The sequence below is a fragment of the Stenotrophomonas sp. HMWF023 genome, from assembly GCF_003060985.1.
GTDB lineage: Bacteria > Pseudomonadota > Gammaproteobacteria > Xanthomonadales > Xanthomonadaceae > Stenotrophomonas > Stenotrophomonas lactitubi.
This window is the reverse complement of sequence record NZ_QAIJ01000222.1, coordinates 2,090-18,844: the sequence shown is the minus strand read 5'-3', so window position 1 is coordinate 18,844 and position 16,755 is coordinate 2,090. Positions and strand designations below refer to the sequence as shown.

At 67.1% G+C, this 16,755-nt stretch carries 18 protein-coding genes; 9 read left to right on the top strand and 9 right to left on the bottom strand.

The window, feature by feature from the left end; genetic code table 11:
- Positions 1-421 (top strand): thiamine phosphate synthase (locus DBR20_RS12025; protein WP_258223324.1); only part of this gene is annotated, 421 nt, incomplete at its 5' end.
- Between the two features lie 15 nt (positions 422-436).
- Positions 437-1,726 carry a glutamate-1-semialdehyde 2,1-aminomutase gene (gene hemL / locus DBR20_RS12020; RefSeq protein WP_108266323.1) on the top strand — a complete coding sequence of 430 codons (1,290 nt, stop codon included), beginning with the start codon at positions 437-439 and terminating at the stop codon, positions 1,724-1,726.
- A gap of 132 nt (positions 1,727-1,858) precedes the next feature.
- Here hemL and azu read toward each other — a convergent pair whose 3' ends face one another.
- Positions 1,859-2,308 (bottom strand): azurin, encoded by a 450-nt coding sequence (azu, locus tag DBR20_RS12015; protein ID WP_108266330.1) that lies wholly within the window; start codon positions 2,306-2,308, stop codon positions 1,859-1,861.
- 122 nt (positions 2,309-2,430) lie between these two features.
- Here azu and DBR20_RS12010 point away from each other — a divergent pair, with 122 nt between their 5' ends.
- A complete protein-coding gene (locus DBR20_RS12010; protein WP_108266322.1) occupies positions 2,431-3,033 on the top strand; it encodes an HAD-IA family hydrolase in 603 nt (200 codons plus the stop codon).
- A gap of 86 nt (positions 3,034-3,119) precedes the next feature.
- On the opposite strand, the gene DBR20_RS12005 is transcribed toward DBR20_RS12010, so the two are convergent.
- Positions 3,120-4,346, bottom strand: a complete 1,227-nt coding sequence (locus DBR20_RS12005; protein WP_108266321.1) for an acetylornithine transaminase — start codon at positions 4,344-4,346, stop codon at positions 3,120-3,122.
- A 63-nt stretch (positions 4,347-4,409) separates the two neighbouring features.
- Here DBR20_RS12005 and DBR20_RS12000 point away from each other — a divergent pair, with 63 nt between their 5' ends.
- Positions 4,410-5,282 (top strand): ion transporter, encoded by an 873-nt coding sequence (locus tag DBR20_RS12000; protein WP_108266329.1) that lies wholly within the window; start codon positions 4,410-4,412, stop codon positions 5,280-5,282.
- 75 nt (positions 5,283-5,357) lie between these two features.
- Here DBR20_RS12000 and DBR20_RS11995 read toward each other — a convergent pair whose 3' ends face one another.
- Positions 5,358-6,176, bottom strand: a complete 819-nt coding sequence (locus tag DBR20_RS11995) for an NAD(P)-dependent oxidoreductase (RefSeq protein ID WP_059065008.1) — start codon at positions 6,174-6,176, stop codon at positions 5,358-5,360.
- Between the two features lie 107 nt (positions 6,177-6,283).
- Between DBR20_RS11995 and DBR20_RS11990 the strand changes: the two genes are divergently transcribed.
- Positions 6,284-6,967, top strand: coding sequence for a hypothetical protein (locus tag DBR20_RS11990; protein WP_108266320.1), 684 nt, complete (start codon positions 6,284-6,286; stop codon positions 6,965-6,967).
- A 43-nt stretch (positions 6,968-7,010) separates the two neighbouring features.
- On the opposite strand, the gene DBR20_RS11985 is transcribed toward DBR20_RS11990, so the two are convergent.
- Complete coding sequence (locus DBR20_RS11985; RefSeq protein WP_229979984.1) at positions 7,011-7,499, bottom strand: DUF2867 domain-containing protein; 489 nt, start codon at positions 7,497-7,499, stop codon at positions 7,011-7,013.
- Positions 7,496-8,158: a serine/threonine-protein kinase gene (locus DBR20_RS11980; RefSeq protein ID WP_108266319.1), complete on the bottom strand. Its 663-nt coding sequence runs from the start codon at positions 8,156-8,158 to the stop codon at positions 7,496-7,498. The genes DBR20_RS11985 and DBR20_RS11980 overlap by 4 nt, the downstream gene beginning before the upstream one ends.
- 85 nt (positions 8,159-8,243) lie before the next feature.
- On the opposite strand from DBR20_RS11980, the gene DBR20_RS11975 reads away from it, so the two are divergent.
- A complete protein-coding gene (locus DBR20_RS11975) occupies positions 8,244-10,241 on the top strand; it encodes a bifunctional DedA family/phosphatase PAP2 family protein (RefSeq protein WP_108266318.1) in 1,998 nt (665 codons plus the stop codon).
- Positions 10,242-10,619: 378 nt separating this feature from the next.
- Here DBR20_RS11975 and DBR20_RS11970 read toward each other — a convergent pair whose 3' ends face one another.
- The 3 genes from DBR20_RS11970 to DBR20_RS11960 form a co-directional block, all read right to left on the bottom strand.
- Positions 10,620-11,198, bottom strand: a complete 579-nt coding sequence (locus tag DBR20_RS11970; RefSeq protein ID WP_089236694.1) for an LON peptidase substrate-binding domain-containing protein — start codon at positions 11,196-11,198, stop codon at positions 10,620-10,622.
- Positions 11,195-12,559: a UDP-N-acetylmuramate:L-alanyl-gamma-D-glutamyl-meso-diaminopimelate ligase gene (mpl, locus tag DBR20_RS11965; RefSeq protein WP_108266317.1), complete on the bottom strand. Its 1,365-nt coding sequence runs from the start codon at positions 12,557-12,559 to the stop codon at positions 11,195-11,197. The genes DBR20_RS11970 and mpl overlap by 4 nt, the downstream gene beginning before the upstream one ends.
- A 327-nt stretch (positions 12,560-12,886) precedes the next feature.
- On the bottom strand, positions 12,887-13,450 hold the full coding sequence (locus DBR20_RS11960) for an adenylate kinase (protein ID WP_108266316.1): 564 nt from the start codon (positions 13,448-13,450) through the stop codon (positions 12,887-12,889).
- Between the two features lie 136 nt (positions 13,451-13,586).
- On the opposite strand from DBR20_RS11960, the gene DBR20_RS11955 reads away from it, so the two are divergent.
- Together DBR20_RS11955 and DBR20_RS11950 are read left to right on the top strand one after the other, a co-directional pair.
- Positions 13,587-14,843 carry a 6-phosphofructokinase gene (locus DBR20_RS11955; protein ID WP_108266315.1) on the top strand — a complete coding sequence of 419 codons (1,257 nt, stop codon included), beginning with the start codon at positions 13,587-13,589 and terminating at the stop codon, positions 14,841-14,843.
- Positions 14,844-14,874: 31 nt separating this feature from the next.
- Positions 14,875-15,264, top strand: coding sequence for a DUF488 family protein (locus DBR20_RS11950; protein WP_108266314.1), 390 nt, complete (start codon positions 14,875-14,877; stop codon positions 15,262-15,264).
- A 79-nt stretch (positions 15,265-15,343) separates the two neighbouring features.
- Here the strand turns inward: DBR20_RS11950 and DBR20_RS11945 are convergent, their stop codons facing one another.
- The gene (locus DBR20_RS11945) at positions 15,344-15,847 is read right to left on the bottom strand and encodes a hypothetical protein (protein ID WP_025874174.1); all 504 of its coding nucleotides are present in this window, start codon (positions 15,845-15,847) and stop codon (positions 15,344-15,346) included.
- 284 nt (positions 15,848-16,131) lie between these two features.
- Between DBR20_RS11945 and DBR20_RS23065 the strand changes: the two genes are divergently transcribed.
- Positions 16,132-16,755: sodium/proton-translocating pyrophosphatase (locus DBR20_RS23065; RefSeq protein WP_258223323.1), on the top strand; the 624-nt coding region annotated here is incomplete at its 3' end.

The window sequence follows — 16,755 nt, the reverse complement described above, 5'->3', positions numbered from 1 at the left end:
CGACGACCCGGCGCTTGCCCACGCCATCGGCGCGGCCGGCGTGCACCTGGGCGGCACCGACGGTGACATCGGCGCCGCCCGCAGCCTGCTCGGCCCCGACGCCATCATCGGCGCGTCCTGCTACGACCAGCTGGCCAATGCCGAGCGTGCCGTGGCCGCCGGCGCCAGCTACGTGGCCTTCGGCGCGTTCTTCCCCACCACCACCAAGGTCACCAGCAGCCGCGCCCACGTCGACCTGCTGCGGCAAAGCGCCGTACTGGGCGTGCCGCGGGTGGCGATTGGCGGCCTGAGCCCGGACAATGTCGGTCCCATCATCGATGCCGGCGCCGATCTGCTGGCCGTGGTCAGCGGCATCTACGCCGCGCAGGACCCGGTCGCGACCCAGCGCGCCTACCTCGCCCGATTCGATACGCAGCAGTAATCCCCAGGAAACCCCATGAACCACGACCAGTCCCACGCCCTGTTCTCCCGCGCCCAGGAACTGCTGCCCGGCGGCGTCAACTCACCGGTGCGCGCGTTCAAGTCGGTTGGCGGCGAGCCCTTCTTCGTAGAGCGCGCTGACGGCGCCTACCTGTACGACGTCGACGGCAACCGCTACATCGACTACGTGGGTTCGTGGGGCCCGATGATCGTCGGCCACAACCACACCGCCGTGCGCCAGGCAGTGAAGAAGGCGATCGACAACGGCCTGTCCTTCGGTGCGCCGTGCGCAGCGGAAGTGACCATGGCCGAGACCATCACACGTCTGGTGCCGTCGTGCGAGATGGTGCGCATGGTGAATTCCGGCACCGAAGCCACGCTGTCGGCGATTCGCCTGGCGCGTGGTGCCACCGGCCGCAACTGCATCGTCAAGTTCGAAGGCTGCTACCACGGCCACGGCGACTCGTTCCTGGTCAAGGCCGGCAGCGGCATGCTGACCCTGGGCGTGCCGACCTCGCCCGGCGTGCCGGCCGGCCTGAGCGAACTGACCCTGACCCTGCCCTACAACGACTTCGAGGCCGCCACCGTCCTGTTCGAGGCACGCGGCAGCGAGATCGCCGGCCTGATCATCGAACCGGTTGTGGGCAATGCCAACTGCATTCCGCCGCGCGAAGGCTATCTGCAGCACCTGCGTGCGCTGTGCACGCAGTACGGCACGCTGCTGATCTTCGATGAAGTGATGACCGGCTTCCGCGTTGCCCTTGGTGGCGCGCAGGCGCACTACGGGATTACCCCGGACCTGACCACCTTCGGCAAGATCATCGGCGGCGGCATGCCGGTGGGTGCCTACGGTGGTCGTCGCGAACTGATGCAGCAGATTGCCCCGGCCGGCCCGATCTACCAGGCCGGTACGCTCAGCGGCAATCCGGTGGCGATGGCCGCCGGCCTGGCCATGCTGGAGCTGATCCAGCAGCCGGGTTTCCACGACGATCTGAGCGCACGCGCTGCACGCCTGTGCGCGGGCCTGGAAGCTGCCGCCGCCGATGCCGGCGTGGCGGTGACCACCACCCAGGTGGGCGCGATGTTCGGGCTGTTCTTCACCAGCGAAAAGGTGGAGACCTATGCCCAGGCCACGGCCTGCGACATCCCGGCATTCAACCGCTTCTTCCACGCGATGCTGGACCAGGGCGTGTTCCTGGCACCGTCGGCGTACGAGGCCGGCTTCCTGTCCAGCGCACACGACGATGCCGTGATCGAGGCCACGCTGGCAGCGGCGCGCGTGGCGTTCAAGGCGGCCAAGGGCTGAGCCCCGCCGTGGTGGGTGCCGACCTTGGTCGGCACTTCCATCCACGCATGGCGTGGATCTACTGCGCTGTGCTTCATCCACGCATGGCGTGGATCTACTACCAGAGCAACGCCATGCGTGGCTGCTGCGCACTCAACCGAAGACGAACTTGCCCTTCATCATCGCGAAGTGGCCGGGGAACGAGCAGAAGAAGGTGTAATCGCCGCCCTTCTGCATGCCCTTCGTGGAGAAACGCACGCGGGCGCTCTCGCCACCGCCGATCACCTTGGTGTGGGCCAGGACACGCTTGTCGGCCTTCGGCAGGTAGCTGTCGGCCAGGGTCATGCGCATGCCCGCGATCGCCACCGGCTGGTAGTCGGCGGTGCGGGTCAACACCCAGTTGTGGCCCATCGCGGTGGCGGCCAGCCTGCCGGTGTGGCGCAGGGTCAGGTCAACTTCGCTGCAATCGGCCGCCACCTTGATCTCGCGGCTGCTGAAACTCATCTGGTCGGTGCTGTCGATGCTCACCGCACATACGCGCGCCATCGCCGACGGCGCCAGCATCAACGCGCCCAGTCCCACCGCTACCATCCAAGCCTTCATCATCACGTCTCCTGCAGGTTCGATGGCCATTCTAGGCAGCGGCCGGCAGGCCCGGCTGCGACCGTGTGTCGCAGTCGTGGTCCAGGGTTTGCGCGGGGATGCGGCAATGGCATGCTCGACCGATGCGGATCGACCTTCTCCTGCTCGATGTCGACGGCGTGCTGGTGCACTACCAGCGCGCGCAGCGCGTGCTGCATCTGGCGCAGGCGCTGGACGTGCCGACCGCGCACGTGCAGGCCGCACTGTATGACAGCGGGCTCGAAGCGGCGCACGACAGCGGCACGCTGGATGGCGGGCGCTATCTGGCCAAGCTTGGCGAACTGCTCGGCACGACGGTAACGCTGCCAACCTGGGTTGCCGCGCGCCACGCGGCCAGCCACCCTCAACTGCCAGTACTGCAACGGCTGCAGGAACTGCAGGTGCCGATCGCGGTGCTGACCAACAACGGTGCGTTGATGGCACAGGCGCTGCCGACGCTGCTGCCGCAACTGTTTCCTGCATTGCAGGGACGCGTGTTCTGCAGCGCGGACTTCGGCCTGCGCAAACCCGTGCCGAAGGTATTCCTGCGCACGCTCGCAGTCCTCGGCGTGGCACCGGGGCACACGCTGTTCGTCGATGACCTGTTCGCCAACGTGCGCGGTGCGCGCGCAGCCGGCCTGCACGCGGAAACCGTGCAGGACGGGCGCGGACTGGGCAAGGTATTGAAGCGCTACGGGGTGCGGTAGCGCCGGGCCATGCCCGGCGAGCGCAGCGGCAGCAACGGGGTCAGAGCCCTCTCCGCAGGGGAGGGATCCGACCCCAGCGTCGCAACTCAGCGCGCGGCGACGAACGCGGCAATCGCCGCGCGCAGGCGCTTGAGGCCTTCGGCCACTTCTTCGTCGGTGATGTTCAGCGACGGCACGAAGCGCAGCACGTCCGGGCCGGCCTGCAGGGTCAACAGGCCCTGTTCGGCGGCGTGGTCGAGGATGGCGCCAGCCTGGCCAGCAAAGTCCTTGCTCAGCACGGCGCCCAGCATCAGGCCGCGACCGCGCACCTCGCTGAACACCTTGAACTCGTCGTTGATGCGGGCGAAGCCATCACGCAGCGCCTTCGACTGGCGGCTGACATTGGCCGCGATCTCGGCCGAGGCCAGCTTGCGCAGCGCTACGCGGGCAACGGCCGCAGCCAGCGGATTGCCGCCGAAGGTGGTGCCGTGGGCACCGAACTGCATGGTCTCGGCCACCTTCGGGCCGGCCAGCATCGCGCCGATCGGGAAACCACCACCCAGCGCCTTGGCGAGGGTCACCATGTCCGGCACCACGTCGTCCTGCCAGTGCGCGAACAACGTCCCGGTACGGCCCATGCCGGCCTGGATCTCGTCCAGCACCAGCAGTGCGTTGTGCTGGTCGCACAGCTCGCGCACGCGCTTGAGGAAACCGGACTTGGCCGGCATCACCCCGCCCTCGCCCTGGATCGGCTCCAGCATCACCGCCGCCACGTCGCCGGCGGCCATCGCCGTTTCCAGCTGCACCTCGTCGTTGAAATCGATGTAGCGGAAGCCACCGGGCAGCGGCTCGTAGCCTTCCTGGTACTTCGGCTGCGCGGTGGCGGTCACCGCGCCCATGGTGCGGCCGTGGAAGCTGCCGCGGAAGGTGATGATCACGCGCTTGTCGGCCGGGCGGCCCTGACTGGAGGCCCACTTGCGGACCATCTTGATCGCCACTTCGTTGGCTTCGGCGCCGGAGTTGCACAGGAACACCCGCTCGGCGAAGCGGCTGGACTTCACCAGTTCCTCGGCCAGGTGCAGCGGCGGCGCGCTGTAGAACACGTTGCTGGTATGCCACAGCTTGCCGGCCTGTTCGACCAGCGCGGCAACCAGGTCCGGGTCGTTGTGGCCCAGGCCGCACACGGCAATGCCTGCGGCCAGGTCGATGAACTCACGGCCCTGGCTGTCCCATACGCGGGCGCCCTGGCCTCGCTCCAGCACCACCTGGCGGGGCTTGTACACCGGCAGGTAGTAGTGCGACAGGGAGATCAGCGGATCGGTAGCGGCGGTCATGGCAGTCGGCAGGGTTCAGGAATGCCCATTCTCGCGCCGGAACCCGTGCGGCACAATGCACGCATGCGACCGTTTTCCGCCCCCCAGCTGAACCCCGCCACCGAGACCGGCTGGCGCCGCCGGTGGTTCGACATCATCTACCGCCACGACAGCCGGCCCTCGCGCAATTTCGACCTGCTGCTGGTGTACGCGATCATCGCCAGCGTGCTGGTGGTGATGTTCGACAGCGTGCAACGTTTCCACATCGCCCACGCCGACTGGCTGTACGTGCTGGAATGGGGCTTCACCGTCCTGTTCACCGCCGAGTACGTGCTGCGGCTGGTGGTGGTCAAGCGCCCGCTGCGCTATGCGGTAAGCATCTGGGGCATCATCGACCTAGCCTCGATCCTGCCGACCTACCTGTCGCTGTTCATTCCCGGCGCACAGAGCCTGCTGGTGGTGCGCGCACTGCGTATCCTGCGTGTGTTCCGCATCCTCAAGCTGACCCGCTACATCGAAGAAAGCGGCGTGCTGATGCAGTCGCTGTGGCGCAGCCGGCGCAAGATCCTGCTGTTCCTGTTCACGGTGGTCACCATCACGATCATCGCCGGCACGCTGATGTACGTGATCGAGGGGCCGAACCATGGCTTCACCAGCATCCCCAGCAGCATGTACTGGGCGGTGGTGACGATGGCCACGGTCGGCTTCGGCGACATCGTGCCGCAGACCGTGCTCGGCCGCTTCGTCACCTCGGTGCTGATCCTGATCGGTTACAGCATCATCGCCGTGCCCACCGGCATCTACACCGCCGAGCTGGCCAGCACCATGCGCGATGCCGAACTGGCCGCGCGCCGCGATGCACGTGGCTGTCCGCACTGTGGGCTGGAAGGCCACGAACCGGATGCACGCCACTGCCGCAAGTGTGGCGGACCGTTGCCGGATACGTTCAGCCACTGACGATGATGCCGGCCAGCGGCCGGCACTACCAACGCCTGCGACAGTAGATCCACGCCATGCGTGGATGCTCCTTGCTCAATCCAGGAACAGATCCGGCAGCAACGGACGCGACGCATCCACCGCATACCCGGAAAGATCGGTCACGCCGGCTTCGGCCAGCACCTCATCATCGATCAGGAACCGCCCGTGGAAGCCTGCCGCCTCACGCACCAGCACTGCATGCGCGGCATCGGCCATGATCTGCGGTGTGCGGCAGCCGCCGACGTCCACGCCAGGAATCATGTTGATCGCATCGGTCGCAATGACCGTGCGCGGCCACAGCGCATTGACCGCCACGCCCTGCGGGCCGAACTCGGCGGCCAGGCCGAGGGTGACAAAGCTCATGCCCATCTTCGCCAGCGTGTAGCCGGTATGCGCGCCCCACCACTTGGGCTCGAGGCTCGGCGGCGGCGCGAGGGTCAGGATGTGCGGGTTCGGCGCCTGCAGCAGGTACGGCAGGCAGGCCTGCGCGCACAGGAAGCTGCCGCGCGAATTGACCTGCTGCATCAGGTCGAAGCGCTTCATCGGCGTGTCCAGGGTGCCGCGCAACCAGATGGCGCTGGCGTTGTTGACCAGGATGTCGATGCCACCGAAGGTGTCCACGGCAGCAGCAACGGCTGCCTGCACCTGGTCTTCCTCACGGATGTCGCACTTCAGCGCCAGGCCTTGGCCACCCGCTGCGGTCACCGCCTCGGCAGCACTGTGGATGGTGCCCGGCAACTTCGGATTGGGCACCGACGACTTGGCGGCAATGGCGACGTTGGCGCCATCGCGCGCGGCGCGCAATGCGATCGCCAGGCCGATGCCACGCGAGGCACCGGTGATGAAAAGGGTTTTGCCCTGCAGACTGCCCACGTTCCACACTCCAGCGTATGCAATGATCCGCTAGTATGCCGCGCCGACGCGGAGTTCACCGCACGTTGACGATACTGGCGCCCCGGTCACTGCACGAGGTCCATGCCATGCGCTGTTCCCGCCTGTTGTTGCCTGCCCTGGGCCTGGCCCTGCTCACCGCCTGCCAGGGCCGCTCGCCTGAACCCGGCAGCGCGCCGGCCAAGGATGACGCTGCCAGCGTCGACAAGGCCACCGGTGATGGCAAGCTGCGCTGGAGCGAGGCCGTTGTCTGGGATGGTGACCTCAACGCCTGCCGCCAGGGCGACAGCGCGGCCACCCGCGATTGCCTGCGCGATGCGATGCGTTCCGGTGGGGCCAGTGCTGATGCGGTCACCGCTGCCGAGCAGTTGTCCACCGGTGGCGAACTGGCCTACGTGACTGCCTGGCATGAGCACGACGGCCTGGGCGTGGCCACCGTCGAATATCCGTTCCGCGCCAATACCAATGAAGGCACGCGTCTGGTCGATGCCGCAGGCAGGCGTATCGACGTGGATGCGGTGCAGCTGGACGACACGCTGCGCGCCGATCCCGGCGTGCAGGAGGTGCTCAAGGCGCATCCGCAGGCCACGCCGTTCGCGCCGGCGCAGGCCGCGGGTACCGCAGCGCTGGACGGGGGTGGCATTCGCCTGCTGTACCGCACGCCATTGCGCGACTGCCATGCGTGCCCGGATGTGGGGCAGCTGCAGATCGGCTATGACTTCGATGGCAAGCGCAACTTCATCGGCCAGCAGGTGGTGCCGGTGACGCCGTAGGGGTTTGCCGCGCCATGCGGCAACGAGCATCCATGGCGTGGATCTACTGATATGCGCGCACCTGCTTGCTCAGCAGGTGCGGCGCGATCCATCGATGCACAGGCGCCACCGGCAGCATGTACAGGCGGCCGAACGCGTTGTGGGTGTGCACCACCGTCGCCACTTCCAACGTATCGCCGTGCCATTGCAGCGCCAGTTGCACGCGCAGATGGCGGTCGTTGTCTTCCAGCACGATGGCATCTCCGTCCAGCGCCTGCAGGGTGAAGATGCCGAGGCGTTGCCCGGGCTGTGGATCGACTGTCTGCTGCACCACGCGCAGCGAGCCGAGATCCTTCATGCCCAGCAGCCGCATGCCCCTGTTGCGCAGACCCATCAGTCCATCGAACCAGCCGGGCACCGTCGCTGCCATATCGCGGTAGGCCTGCAGTGCCGAGCGTCCGTTGCGTGGCGCCGCCGCTTGGCAGGCATGGACGAAATCGGCACCCGGCAGTTGCGAACGCAGTACGCTGCCTTCGCTCAGCAGTGCGCTCACGGCTTGGGCCCCTGCCCTTCGTTGTCTTCCCAATGCAGGATGCGGCGGGTGACGAAGCGGTAGACCGGCTTGCCGGTGGCGAACCAGAGATCGCGCACCCACGAGGTGCGCTTGAGCACGCGCTTCTCCACCGGCGTCAACGACTCCCGGCAGTACATGCGCTTGTGCTTGAGCAGGTGGCGCAGGTCTTCGCGCGCCAGCAGGCGCATCCAGCGCGAGCGCGGGTCGCCGATCACCGCCAGCTGGAAGTCGATCAGGGCCGGGCGACCGTCCTCAGTCACCAGCCAGTTGGCTTCCTTGGCCAGGTCATTGTGGGCCACACCCCGCCGATGCAGCTGTTGCAGCAGGCGACGCGCGGCACGGAACCAGGCCACGTCGCCGCGCGGCGGGCGCTGGTACATCGCATCGCCAGCCATGAAGCTGCGGTCAAGATGACGACCATTCCAGTCCAGCAGTTGTGGCACGTCGGCCATGCCGTGGATGTGCTTCAGCGCGCGCGCTTCGCGCCGCGCCAACCACCATGCAGGCAACCGCAGCCACAGCGGCGTGGCCCCCAGATCGCGGCGCACGAAGGGGCCTTCCGGGCCCTGCACGAGGAGGATCCGGCCAAAGCTGTCGGCCTTCAGTGCATGCGTTGGCGCGTCGTTGGATACAGGCATGGCGACATTCTAGGCGATGGCGCCGGTTGCAAACGGTCACCAAGCGGCTGGGAACCAGTCACCTTCACGCCCCTATAATCGGCAAATGGACTCTTCATGGATCGACGCCACCCTCGCGTGGATTGCCGCTCATCCCGTGTTGGCGGGTGCGGTCATCTTTCTGATCGCCTTCTGCGATGCGGTAATCATTCTTGGCGCCATCGTGCCGGCGCTGCCGTTGCTGTTCGCCGTCGGCGTGTTCATCGGCCTGGGCCAGATCTCCGGGCCGTATGCGGTTGCAGCCGCAGCGCTGGGTGCGTTCGCCGGTGACGGCATCAGCTACTGGATAGGCCGGCGCTGGGGCGACCGCCTGCGTGGCGTCTGGCCGTTCAGCCGTTACCCGCAGCTGCTCGACCGGGGCGAGAACCTGTTCCGCCGCAATGCATTCAAGAGCATCCTGATCGCCCGCTATGTCGGTGCGATCCGCCCATTCGTGCCCGCCATCGCCGGCATGATGAAGATGCCCGCCAGCCGCTATGTACAGGCCAGCGGCATCGCCAGTATTTCCTGGGCCGTGCTGTTCCTGGCCCCGGGCTGGATCCTCGGCGAAGCCTATGACGCCGTTGCTGCTGTTGCCGGCCGGCTGGTCGTGGTGGCGGGCCTGCTGGCGGTGATCCTCAGCCTGGTCTGGGCCATCGTGCTGTACGGCTATCGCTGGTCGGCCGCCCGCATGGACAACTGGCTGGCCCGCCTGCTCGACTGGTCCAACCGGCACCCGACACTCGGTCGCTACACCGTCGGCGTGCTCGATCCGAAGCGCCGCGAGTCGGTACCGCTGGCGATGCTGGCGCTGATGCTGCTCCTGTTGGGCTGGGGCTGGTTCGCGCTGTTGACCGTGGTGGTCGCCCATGGCGAACCCCTGGCGGTGGATCTGCTGGTGCACCAGGCAATGCTGGCCCTGCGCAATCCGCTGGCCGACTATCCGATGGCCGCGTTGGCGTCGTTGGGCGCATGGCAGGTGCTGCTGCCGGCAACCGCTGCAGCGATGGGCTACCTGATCTGGCGCCGGCGCTGGATGGCGGCTGCACATTGGCTGGCCGCATTGGCCTTCGGCCTGGCCCTGACCAAACTGCTCGGCGCCACCGTCGATGTGGTGCGCCCGATCGATGCCAGCAGTGGCTTCGGCTTCCCGTCGGTGTCGGTGACCATGGCCACCATCACCTTCGGCTTCTTCGCGGTGCTGATCGCCCGCGAAATGCCCGGCCGCACCCGCGTCTGGCCGTATCTGGTGTCGGGCATCGTGGTCAGCCTGATCGGCTTCTCGCGCTTGTATCTGGGCGCGCACTGGCTGAGTGACGTCATTGGCGGCATGTTGTTCGGCACCTTCTGGCTGCTGGTGCTGGGCATCGCCTATCGTCGCCGCTTCAACCGCTCGTTCTGGGTCAAGCCGGTAGCATGGCTGTTCTACGGCGTCTTCGCGGTGGCGGCGATGTGGTACGCGCCGCGCAACATCGCCATCAAGTTGGAACGCTTCGAGCCGACCCTTCCGGCGCCGCTGGCGATGGACGCGCAGGCCTGGTGGCAGCACGACTGGGCGAAGCTGCCGGCACGCCGCAACGAATTCGACGATGACCAGCGCTGGCCGCTGGACGTGCAGGTAGCCGGCCCGTTGGCGCCGCTGCAGGCGCAGCTGGAAGCGCGCGGCTGGCAGGTGCAGGCCCAGGCCGGCTGGCAGGAAGCGCTGCTGATGCTGGACAAGAACACCGGCGCCAATGAACTGCCGGTGCTGCCGGCGACACTGGATACGCGCGTCGAAGCCCTGCTGATGGTGCGCCAGGGCGCGCAGGCTGATGAGCGCTACGTGCTGCGCCTGTGGCAGGCACCGGCACAGCTGCAGCCGGGCGGCACGCCGTTGTGGCTGGGCAGCGCACAGACCCTGCGCTACGAGCGTCACTTCCAGTGGATCGGCATGTGGCACCCGGTGCGTGGGATCGATCCGGCGTTGAACGCTGTGAAGGAAGCGGTGCAGGCGCTGCCTCAGCAGGAAGCCGTGCACCCGGAGACCGGGCTGCCGGTGCTGCGGTTGAAGACCACCGCGCCCTGATGGATCCGCCGGGCATGGCCCGGCGCTACCGCCTCCGCTCTGGTAGTCGCCAACCTTGGTTGGCGCTTCGGGCAAAGGCTGCCAACCAAGGTTGGCATCTACCGGTTCTGTCCTGATGGATTCGCCGGGCATGGCCCGGCGCTACCGTCCCCGCTCTGGTAGTCGCCAACCTTGGTTGACGCTTCGGGCAAAGGCTGCCAACCAAGGTTGGCATCTACCGGTTCTGTCCTGATGGATCCGCCGGGCATGGCCCGGCGCTACCGTCCCCGCTCTGGTAGTCGCCAACCTTGGTTGGCGCTTCGGGCAAAGGCTGCCAACCAAGGTTGGCATCTACCGGTTCCGGGTTGGTAGGCGTCTACCGGTCTCGGCGTTTCGTTGTTACGGCATCCAACCCAGCAGCTGCTGCAGGCGCTGGTGCGGGTCGTCCAGCTGCAGAAGCTGCAGGCGCTGCTGTTCGCTCAGCGGCAGCAGTTCGCCCAGCCGCCAGCTGACCCAGCTGGCCTGGTCCATCAAGGCCGGCGTGGCCGGTGCGAACGCCGTACCGGCCTGCTCGATGATGTGGTCCAGTACCGTGGCCAGCAGCGCATGCTGCGGACGCAGTTCGTCATCGGGATCCTCATCGCACCAGCGTACGTCGGCAACCACCAGCCCGTTGTCGCGCACGCGCGTGCGCTCGACATGGAAACGGCGGGTGCCGCGCAATCGCAGCTGCAGCACGCCATCGGCACCAACGTCGAAATCCTCGATCTTCACCTGCACGCCGAAGGCGGCCGGTGTTGCCGGCGCTCCTACTTCGTGCCCTTCCAGGATCAGGCAGACACCGAAACCCTCGCCGCTGCGGCCGGTTTCGCGGACCAGATCCAGGTAGCGTGGCTCGAACACGCGCAGGCCGATGGCCGCTCCCGGAAGCAGCGTCGTATGCAGCGGGAACAGCGGCAGCGAACCTTCGCCGCTCATCGTGCCTGCAGTCCTGCAAGGAAGCGGCGCGGTGCGCCGTCGAAGCCACCGTTGGACATGAACACCACATGGTCGCCGCTGCGCACGTCGGACTGCAGCTGTGCCAACAGCGCATCGGTATCGGCCACCGCATGTGCCTGTCCACGCACCGCCGTGATCACCGCCGCCGCGTCCCAGGCCAGCTCCGGGCGGTGCAGGAACACCACCTCGTCGGCCAGCGCCAATGACGGCGCCAGCGCTTGGGCGTGGGCACCCAGCCGCATCGAATTGCTGCGCGGTTCCATCGCCACCACGATGCGCGCATCACCGACCTTGGCACGCAGGCCTTCGAGGGTGGTCGCAATCGCGGTCGGGTGGTGGGCGAAGTCGTCGTAGACGGTGATGCCATCGTGGTTGCCGATCACTTCCATGCGGCGCTTGACGCTGCGGAAGCGCGCGAGCGCCGGGATCACCTCGGCCGGCGCGACACCCACTGCGTGCGCAGCGGCCAGTGCAGCCAGGCCATTGAGCACGTTGTGCCGGCCCAGCAGCGACCAGTGCACATCGCCCAGCGCCTGCCCGCGATGATGGACGCGGAACGCGCTGCCATCGGCGGCCAGCAGCTCGGCATGCCATTCCAACGACGGATCGAAACCGAAGCGCTCGACCGGGGTCCAGCAGCCCATCGCCAGCACTTCGGCCAGGTGCGCGTCTTCGCCGTTGACGATCAGGCGGCCGCGCGCCGGCACGGTACGCACCAGGTGGTGGAACTGGCGCTGGATCGCCGCCACATCGGGGAAGATGTCGGCGTGGTCGTATTCGAGGTTGTTGAGGATCGCCACCAGCGGCCGGTAGTGCACGAACTTGCTGCGCTTGTCGAAGAACGCGGTGTCGTACTCGTCGGCTTCGACGACGAATTCGCGGCCCTTGCCCAACCGGGCAGACACGCCGAAGTCCTCGGCCACGCCACCGATCAGGAAGCCGGGGGAGCGACCGGCATTTTCCAGCAGCCAGGTCAGGATGGTGGTGGTGGTGGTCTTGCCATGGGTGCCGGCCACGGCCAGCGTGTCGCGGCCCGGCAGGACCTGCTCGGACAGCCACTGGGCGCCGGAAATGTAGCGCTGGCCGGCATCCAGGACGGCTTCCACGGCCGGGTTGCCGCGCGACAGCGCGTTGCCGATCACCACCTGCCCGGTGCCCTGCGGCACGCTGTCGGCGCGGTAGCCCTGGTCCAGGGTGATGCCCAGCTGCTCGAGCTGGGTCGACATCGGCGGATAGATGGCCTGGTCGCTGCCGCTGACCGTATGGCCCAGTTCCCGCGCCAGGGCGGCCACGCCACCCATGAAGGTGCCGGCGATTGCAAGGATATGTACGCTGCTCATGACCGGGGATTGTGACCGATCACGGCTGTATAGGGCCATTGTCAGCAGGAGGGTAAGAGAACCCCTACAGTCACTGTGAGAAAACTCCAGCCGCATGTAAGGGAATTCCCGATAGCGATGTTCTGTGAACCCGGACACAATTCAGGATGCCAGCCGCAGTACCCGAACCGGTCCTACTCCCCAAGAGGCCATCCCCAAGGGAGCTCATGCTGTGGGGGCCCTGAGCAAGCCCTTTGCTGGCACCTATGAAACGAAACAGGCCTGATCCTCGCGGATCAGGCCTGTTTTTTTGCGCCTGTCATGGCCGGCATCGACCGGCCAAGCGGGTCAGCGCTTGATCGCCGCCAGGATGCGGGTTTCGATCTCGTCCAGTTCGCCGACGCCATCAACGCGGGCCAGGGTGCCACGGCCAGCATAGAAGTCGACCACCGGAGCGGTCTGCTCGGTGTAGACCTGCAGGCGCTTGCGCACCGATTCCGGATTGTCGTCGGCGCGGCCCTGCTCCTGCGCACGGCCGGCGATACGCTCGACCAGCAGCTCGGTGGCCACGTCCAGCTGCACCACGGCATCCAGCGGCTGGCCGATCTCGGCCAGCATGCCGTCCAGCGCGTTGGCCTGGGCCACATTGCGCGGATAGCCGTCAAGGATGAAGCCCTTGGCGACATCGGCCTGGGCCAGGCGCGACTTCAGCATACCCAGCAGGATCTCATCGGACACCAGGTTGCCGGCATCCATCACCGACTTGGCCTGCTTGCCCAGCTCGGAGCCGGCGGCGATTTCCGCGCGCAGCATGTCGCCGGTGGAAATGTGGGCGATCTCGAGCTTTTCCTTCAGGCGCGTCGCCTGTGTCCCCTTGCCCGAACCGGGCGGTCCCAACAGAACCAATCGCATTGACCTGACTCCAACGTGTTGAAAATAAAGAAGGTTCGCGTCCCGGACGGTCCGGTATCGCTGCACCGCAATAGCGCCACTTTAGCGCATACGGGTAATGTCCCTGCAATGTCCCCTCCCCCGAGCAGGTAGAAGCATGCGCAATGGCACCCTCCTTTACGCCCAGTCCGGCGGCGTCACCGCCGTCATCAACGCCACGGCCGCAGCGGTGATCGAACAGGCCCGCGCCAAGGGAATCAAGGTCCTGGCCGCGCGCAACGGCATCCTTGGCGCCCTGCGCGAGGAGCTGATCGACACCAGCAAGGAGAGTGCTGCGGCCATCCGCGCCCTGGCCCACACCCCCGGCGGCGCGTTCGGCTCGTGCCGGGTCAAGCTGAAATCACTGGAGGCCGACCGTGCCCGTTACGACCGCCTGCTGGAGGTCCTGCGCGCCCACGACGTGCGCTGGTTCCTCTACAACGGCGGCAACGACTCGGCGGACACCGCCCTGAAGGTATCGCAGCTGGCAAAAAGCTCCGGCTACGACCTGACCTGCATCGGCGTGCCCAAGACCATCGACAACGACCTGGCGGTGACCGACACCTGCCCCGGCTTCGGCTCGGCCGCCAAGTACACGGCCGTGTCCGTGCGCGAAGCGGCGTTGGACGTGGCGGCCATGGCCGAAACCTCCACCCGCGTCTTCATCTACGAGGCGATGGGCCGCCACGCCGGCTGGTTGGCCGCGGCCGCCGGCCTGGCCGGCACCGGCGAGGACGACGCCCCGCACATCATCCTGCTGCCCGAGCGCGCCTATGACGAGGCCGCGTTCCTGGCCAAGGTCAAGGCCGTGGTCGAACGCGTGGGCTACTGCGTGGTGGTGGCGTCGGAAGGCATCGCCACCGCCGATGGCCGCTTCGTCGCCGACGCCGGCGGCGGCAAGGACTCCTTCGGCCATTCGCAGCTGGGCGGCGTGGCCGCGCATCTGGCCGGGCGGGTCAAGGACCAGCTGGGGCTGAAGGTGCACTGGGCCCTGCCCGACTATCTCCAGCGATCGGCGCGCCACCTGGCCAGCAAAACCGACTGGGAACAGGCCCAGGCGGTGGGCAAGGCGGCAGTGCAGCTGGCGCTGAAGGGACAGAACGGGGTGATGCCGGTGATCGTGCGCAGCAGTGATGCGCCGTATCGCTGGAAGATCGAAGCAGCGCCGCTGTCGAAGATCGCCAACCATGAGAAGAAAATGCCGGCCAGCTTCATCCGTCGCGATGGATTCGGCATCACTGCCAAGGCGCGAGCCTACCTGCAGCCGTTGATCAAGGGTGAAGCACCGTTGCCCTACGGTAGCGATGGCCTGCCGAAGTACGTGACGCTGAAGAACGTCGCGGTGAAGCAGAAACTGCCAGCGTTCGAAGGCTGACCCCCTTCGTCCCCTTTCTGTGAGGAATGCCATGGCGTTGCGTGTTGTTCGACTTGGCTCACCGCGTGCGCCCGGTGAAGGCCTGCGCATCGGCACCGTGCGGCGCCCGCCGCGCGGTGTGCCGCGCAGCGAGTTCGCGAAGCAGGACTGGTACGACGTCTGGTTTCCTACGCTGTCTCCCAGCGCGGAGCTGGTGAAACAGGCGCACGAGGCGAAGACCGCCGCCGACTGGACGGCGTTCTTCCGTCACTACAAAGTCGAAATGAAGGCACCCGATGCAGCGCACGCGCTGGACCTGCTGGCGGCGCTGTCGCAGCACAGCGATATCGCCGTGGGCTGCTATTGCGAGGACGAGGCGCACTGCCACCGATCGGCACTGCGTGAGCTGCTGGTCGCGCGCGGGGCGAGGCTTGCGGATTGATCGCGGGGTTGCCGGCCAGCGGCCGGCACTACCCCGGTCTCTCTTTCAGTAGATCCACGCCATGCGTGGATGCTTGGCCTCAGTTGCAGGCCTTGCCTTCCATCTGCAGCTGTGCGGCGAACATCGTCACCTGCGGGATCTTGCCCGCGGCGGCCTGCTTCTTGGCTTCTTCCAGATAGATGCGCGACTGTCCCTGCCCATCCAGCGCCTGCGCGTTGTTCACCGGCAGACGCCACACGCGCACCACCGCCTGCTGCGCCGGGCAGGCCGCATTCGGAACCCGGATCACATCATTGAGCTTCCAGCCCTTGTCGGCGCTCGGTTGTGCCTTGCTGTAGTCGACGAAGCGGGCGCGCGGCTGGCACTGCTCGCTGGTGCGCACCGCCGAGAAACGATAGGGCTCCGCGGCCTGGCCGGTGAACGCGCCTTCCAGGCGGGCACAGGCCTCGGGAATCTGCCGCAGCGTATGCACCGCACCGACCGCCTGCGGTGCACCGACCGCGCGCTGCAGTTCGGGTGCTTCCGCCGCGAAGGCAGGCAGGGCCGGGGCCAGAACGGCAAGCATCAACAGGGACAGGCGCATGGGGATTCTCCGACAGGACTGCGCGCAGGCTTGCAGAGGTTGGCTTAACGGGGTGCAAAGGCGCATCCATCGAGCAGCCTCTGCGCTCGCCGGGCACGGCCCGGCGCTACCATCCGGGCGCGGGTGCACGCATACTGCGGACACCAGGGAATGCTGAACACCGCCATACGTCGGACGACCACCAAGGTCGGTACGGGTTGGTTCCAGGCTGCAGCCCGTCGTCCCCCTCGTGGTGCAGTTCATCGCCACTGGATGCTTGTCCATCCATTTTGCGGAGGGGTCTAATGCTGGAACGTCATGGGCTGTCATTGGCGCTGGGCTGCGCCATTCTCGCGATCCTGTACGGAATCGTCTCGGCGCGCTGGATCCTGCGCCAACCCACCGGCAATGAACGCATGGTCGCCATCGCCACGGCCATCCAGGAAGGCGCGCGTGCCTACCTCAACCGTCAGTACCTGACCATCGGCATCGCCGGCGTGGTGCTGTTCGTGCTGGTCGGCATCTTCCTGAGCTGGTACACCGCGATCGGCTTCGCGGTCGGTGCGGTGCTGTCCGGCGCAGCGGGCTACATCGGCATGAACGTGTCGGTGCGCGCCAACGTACGCACGGCAGAGGCCGCGCGCCATGGCATCAGTGCGGCGATGGATGTGGCCTTCCGCGGCGGTGCGATCACCGGCATGCTGGTGGTCGGCCTGGGCCTGCTCGGCGTGGCCGGCTACTACGCACTGCTGCTGCGGCTGGGCCTGCCGATGGAACAGGCACTGCATGCACTGGTCGGCCTGGCCTTCGGCTCATCGCTGATCTCGATCTTCGCGCGCCTGGGCGGCGGCATCTTCACCAAGGGTGCCGATGTCGGCGCCGATCTGGTCGGCAAGGTCGAAGCAGGCATTCCCGAGGACGACCCGCGC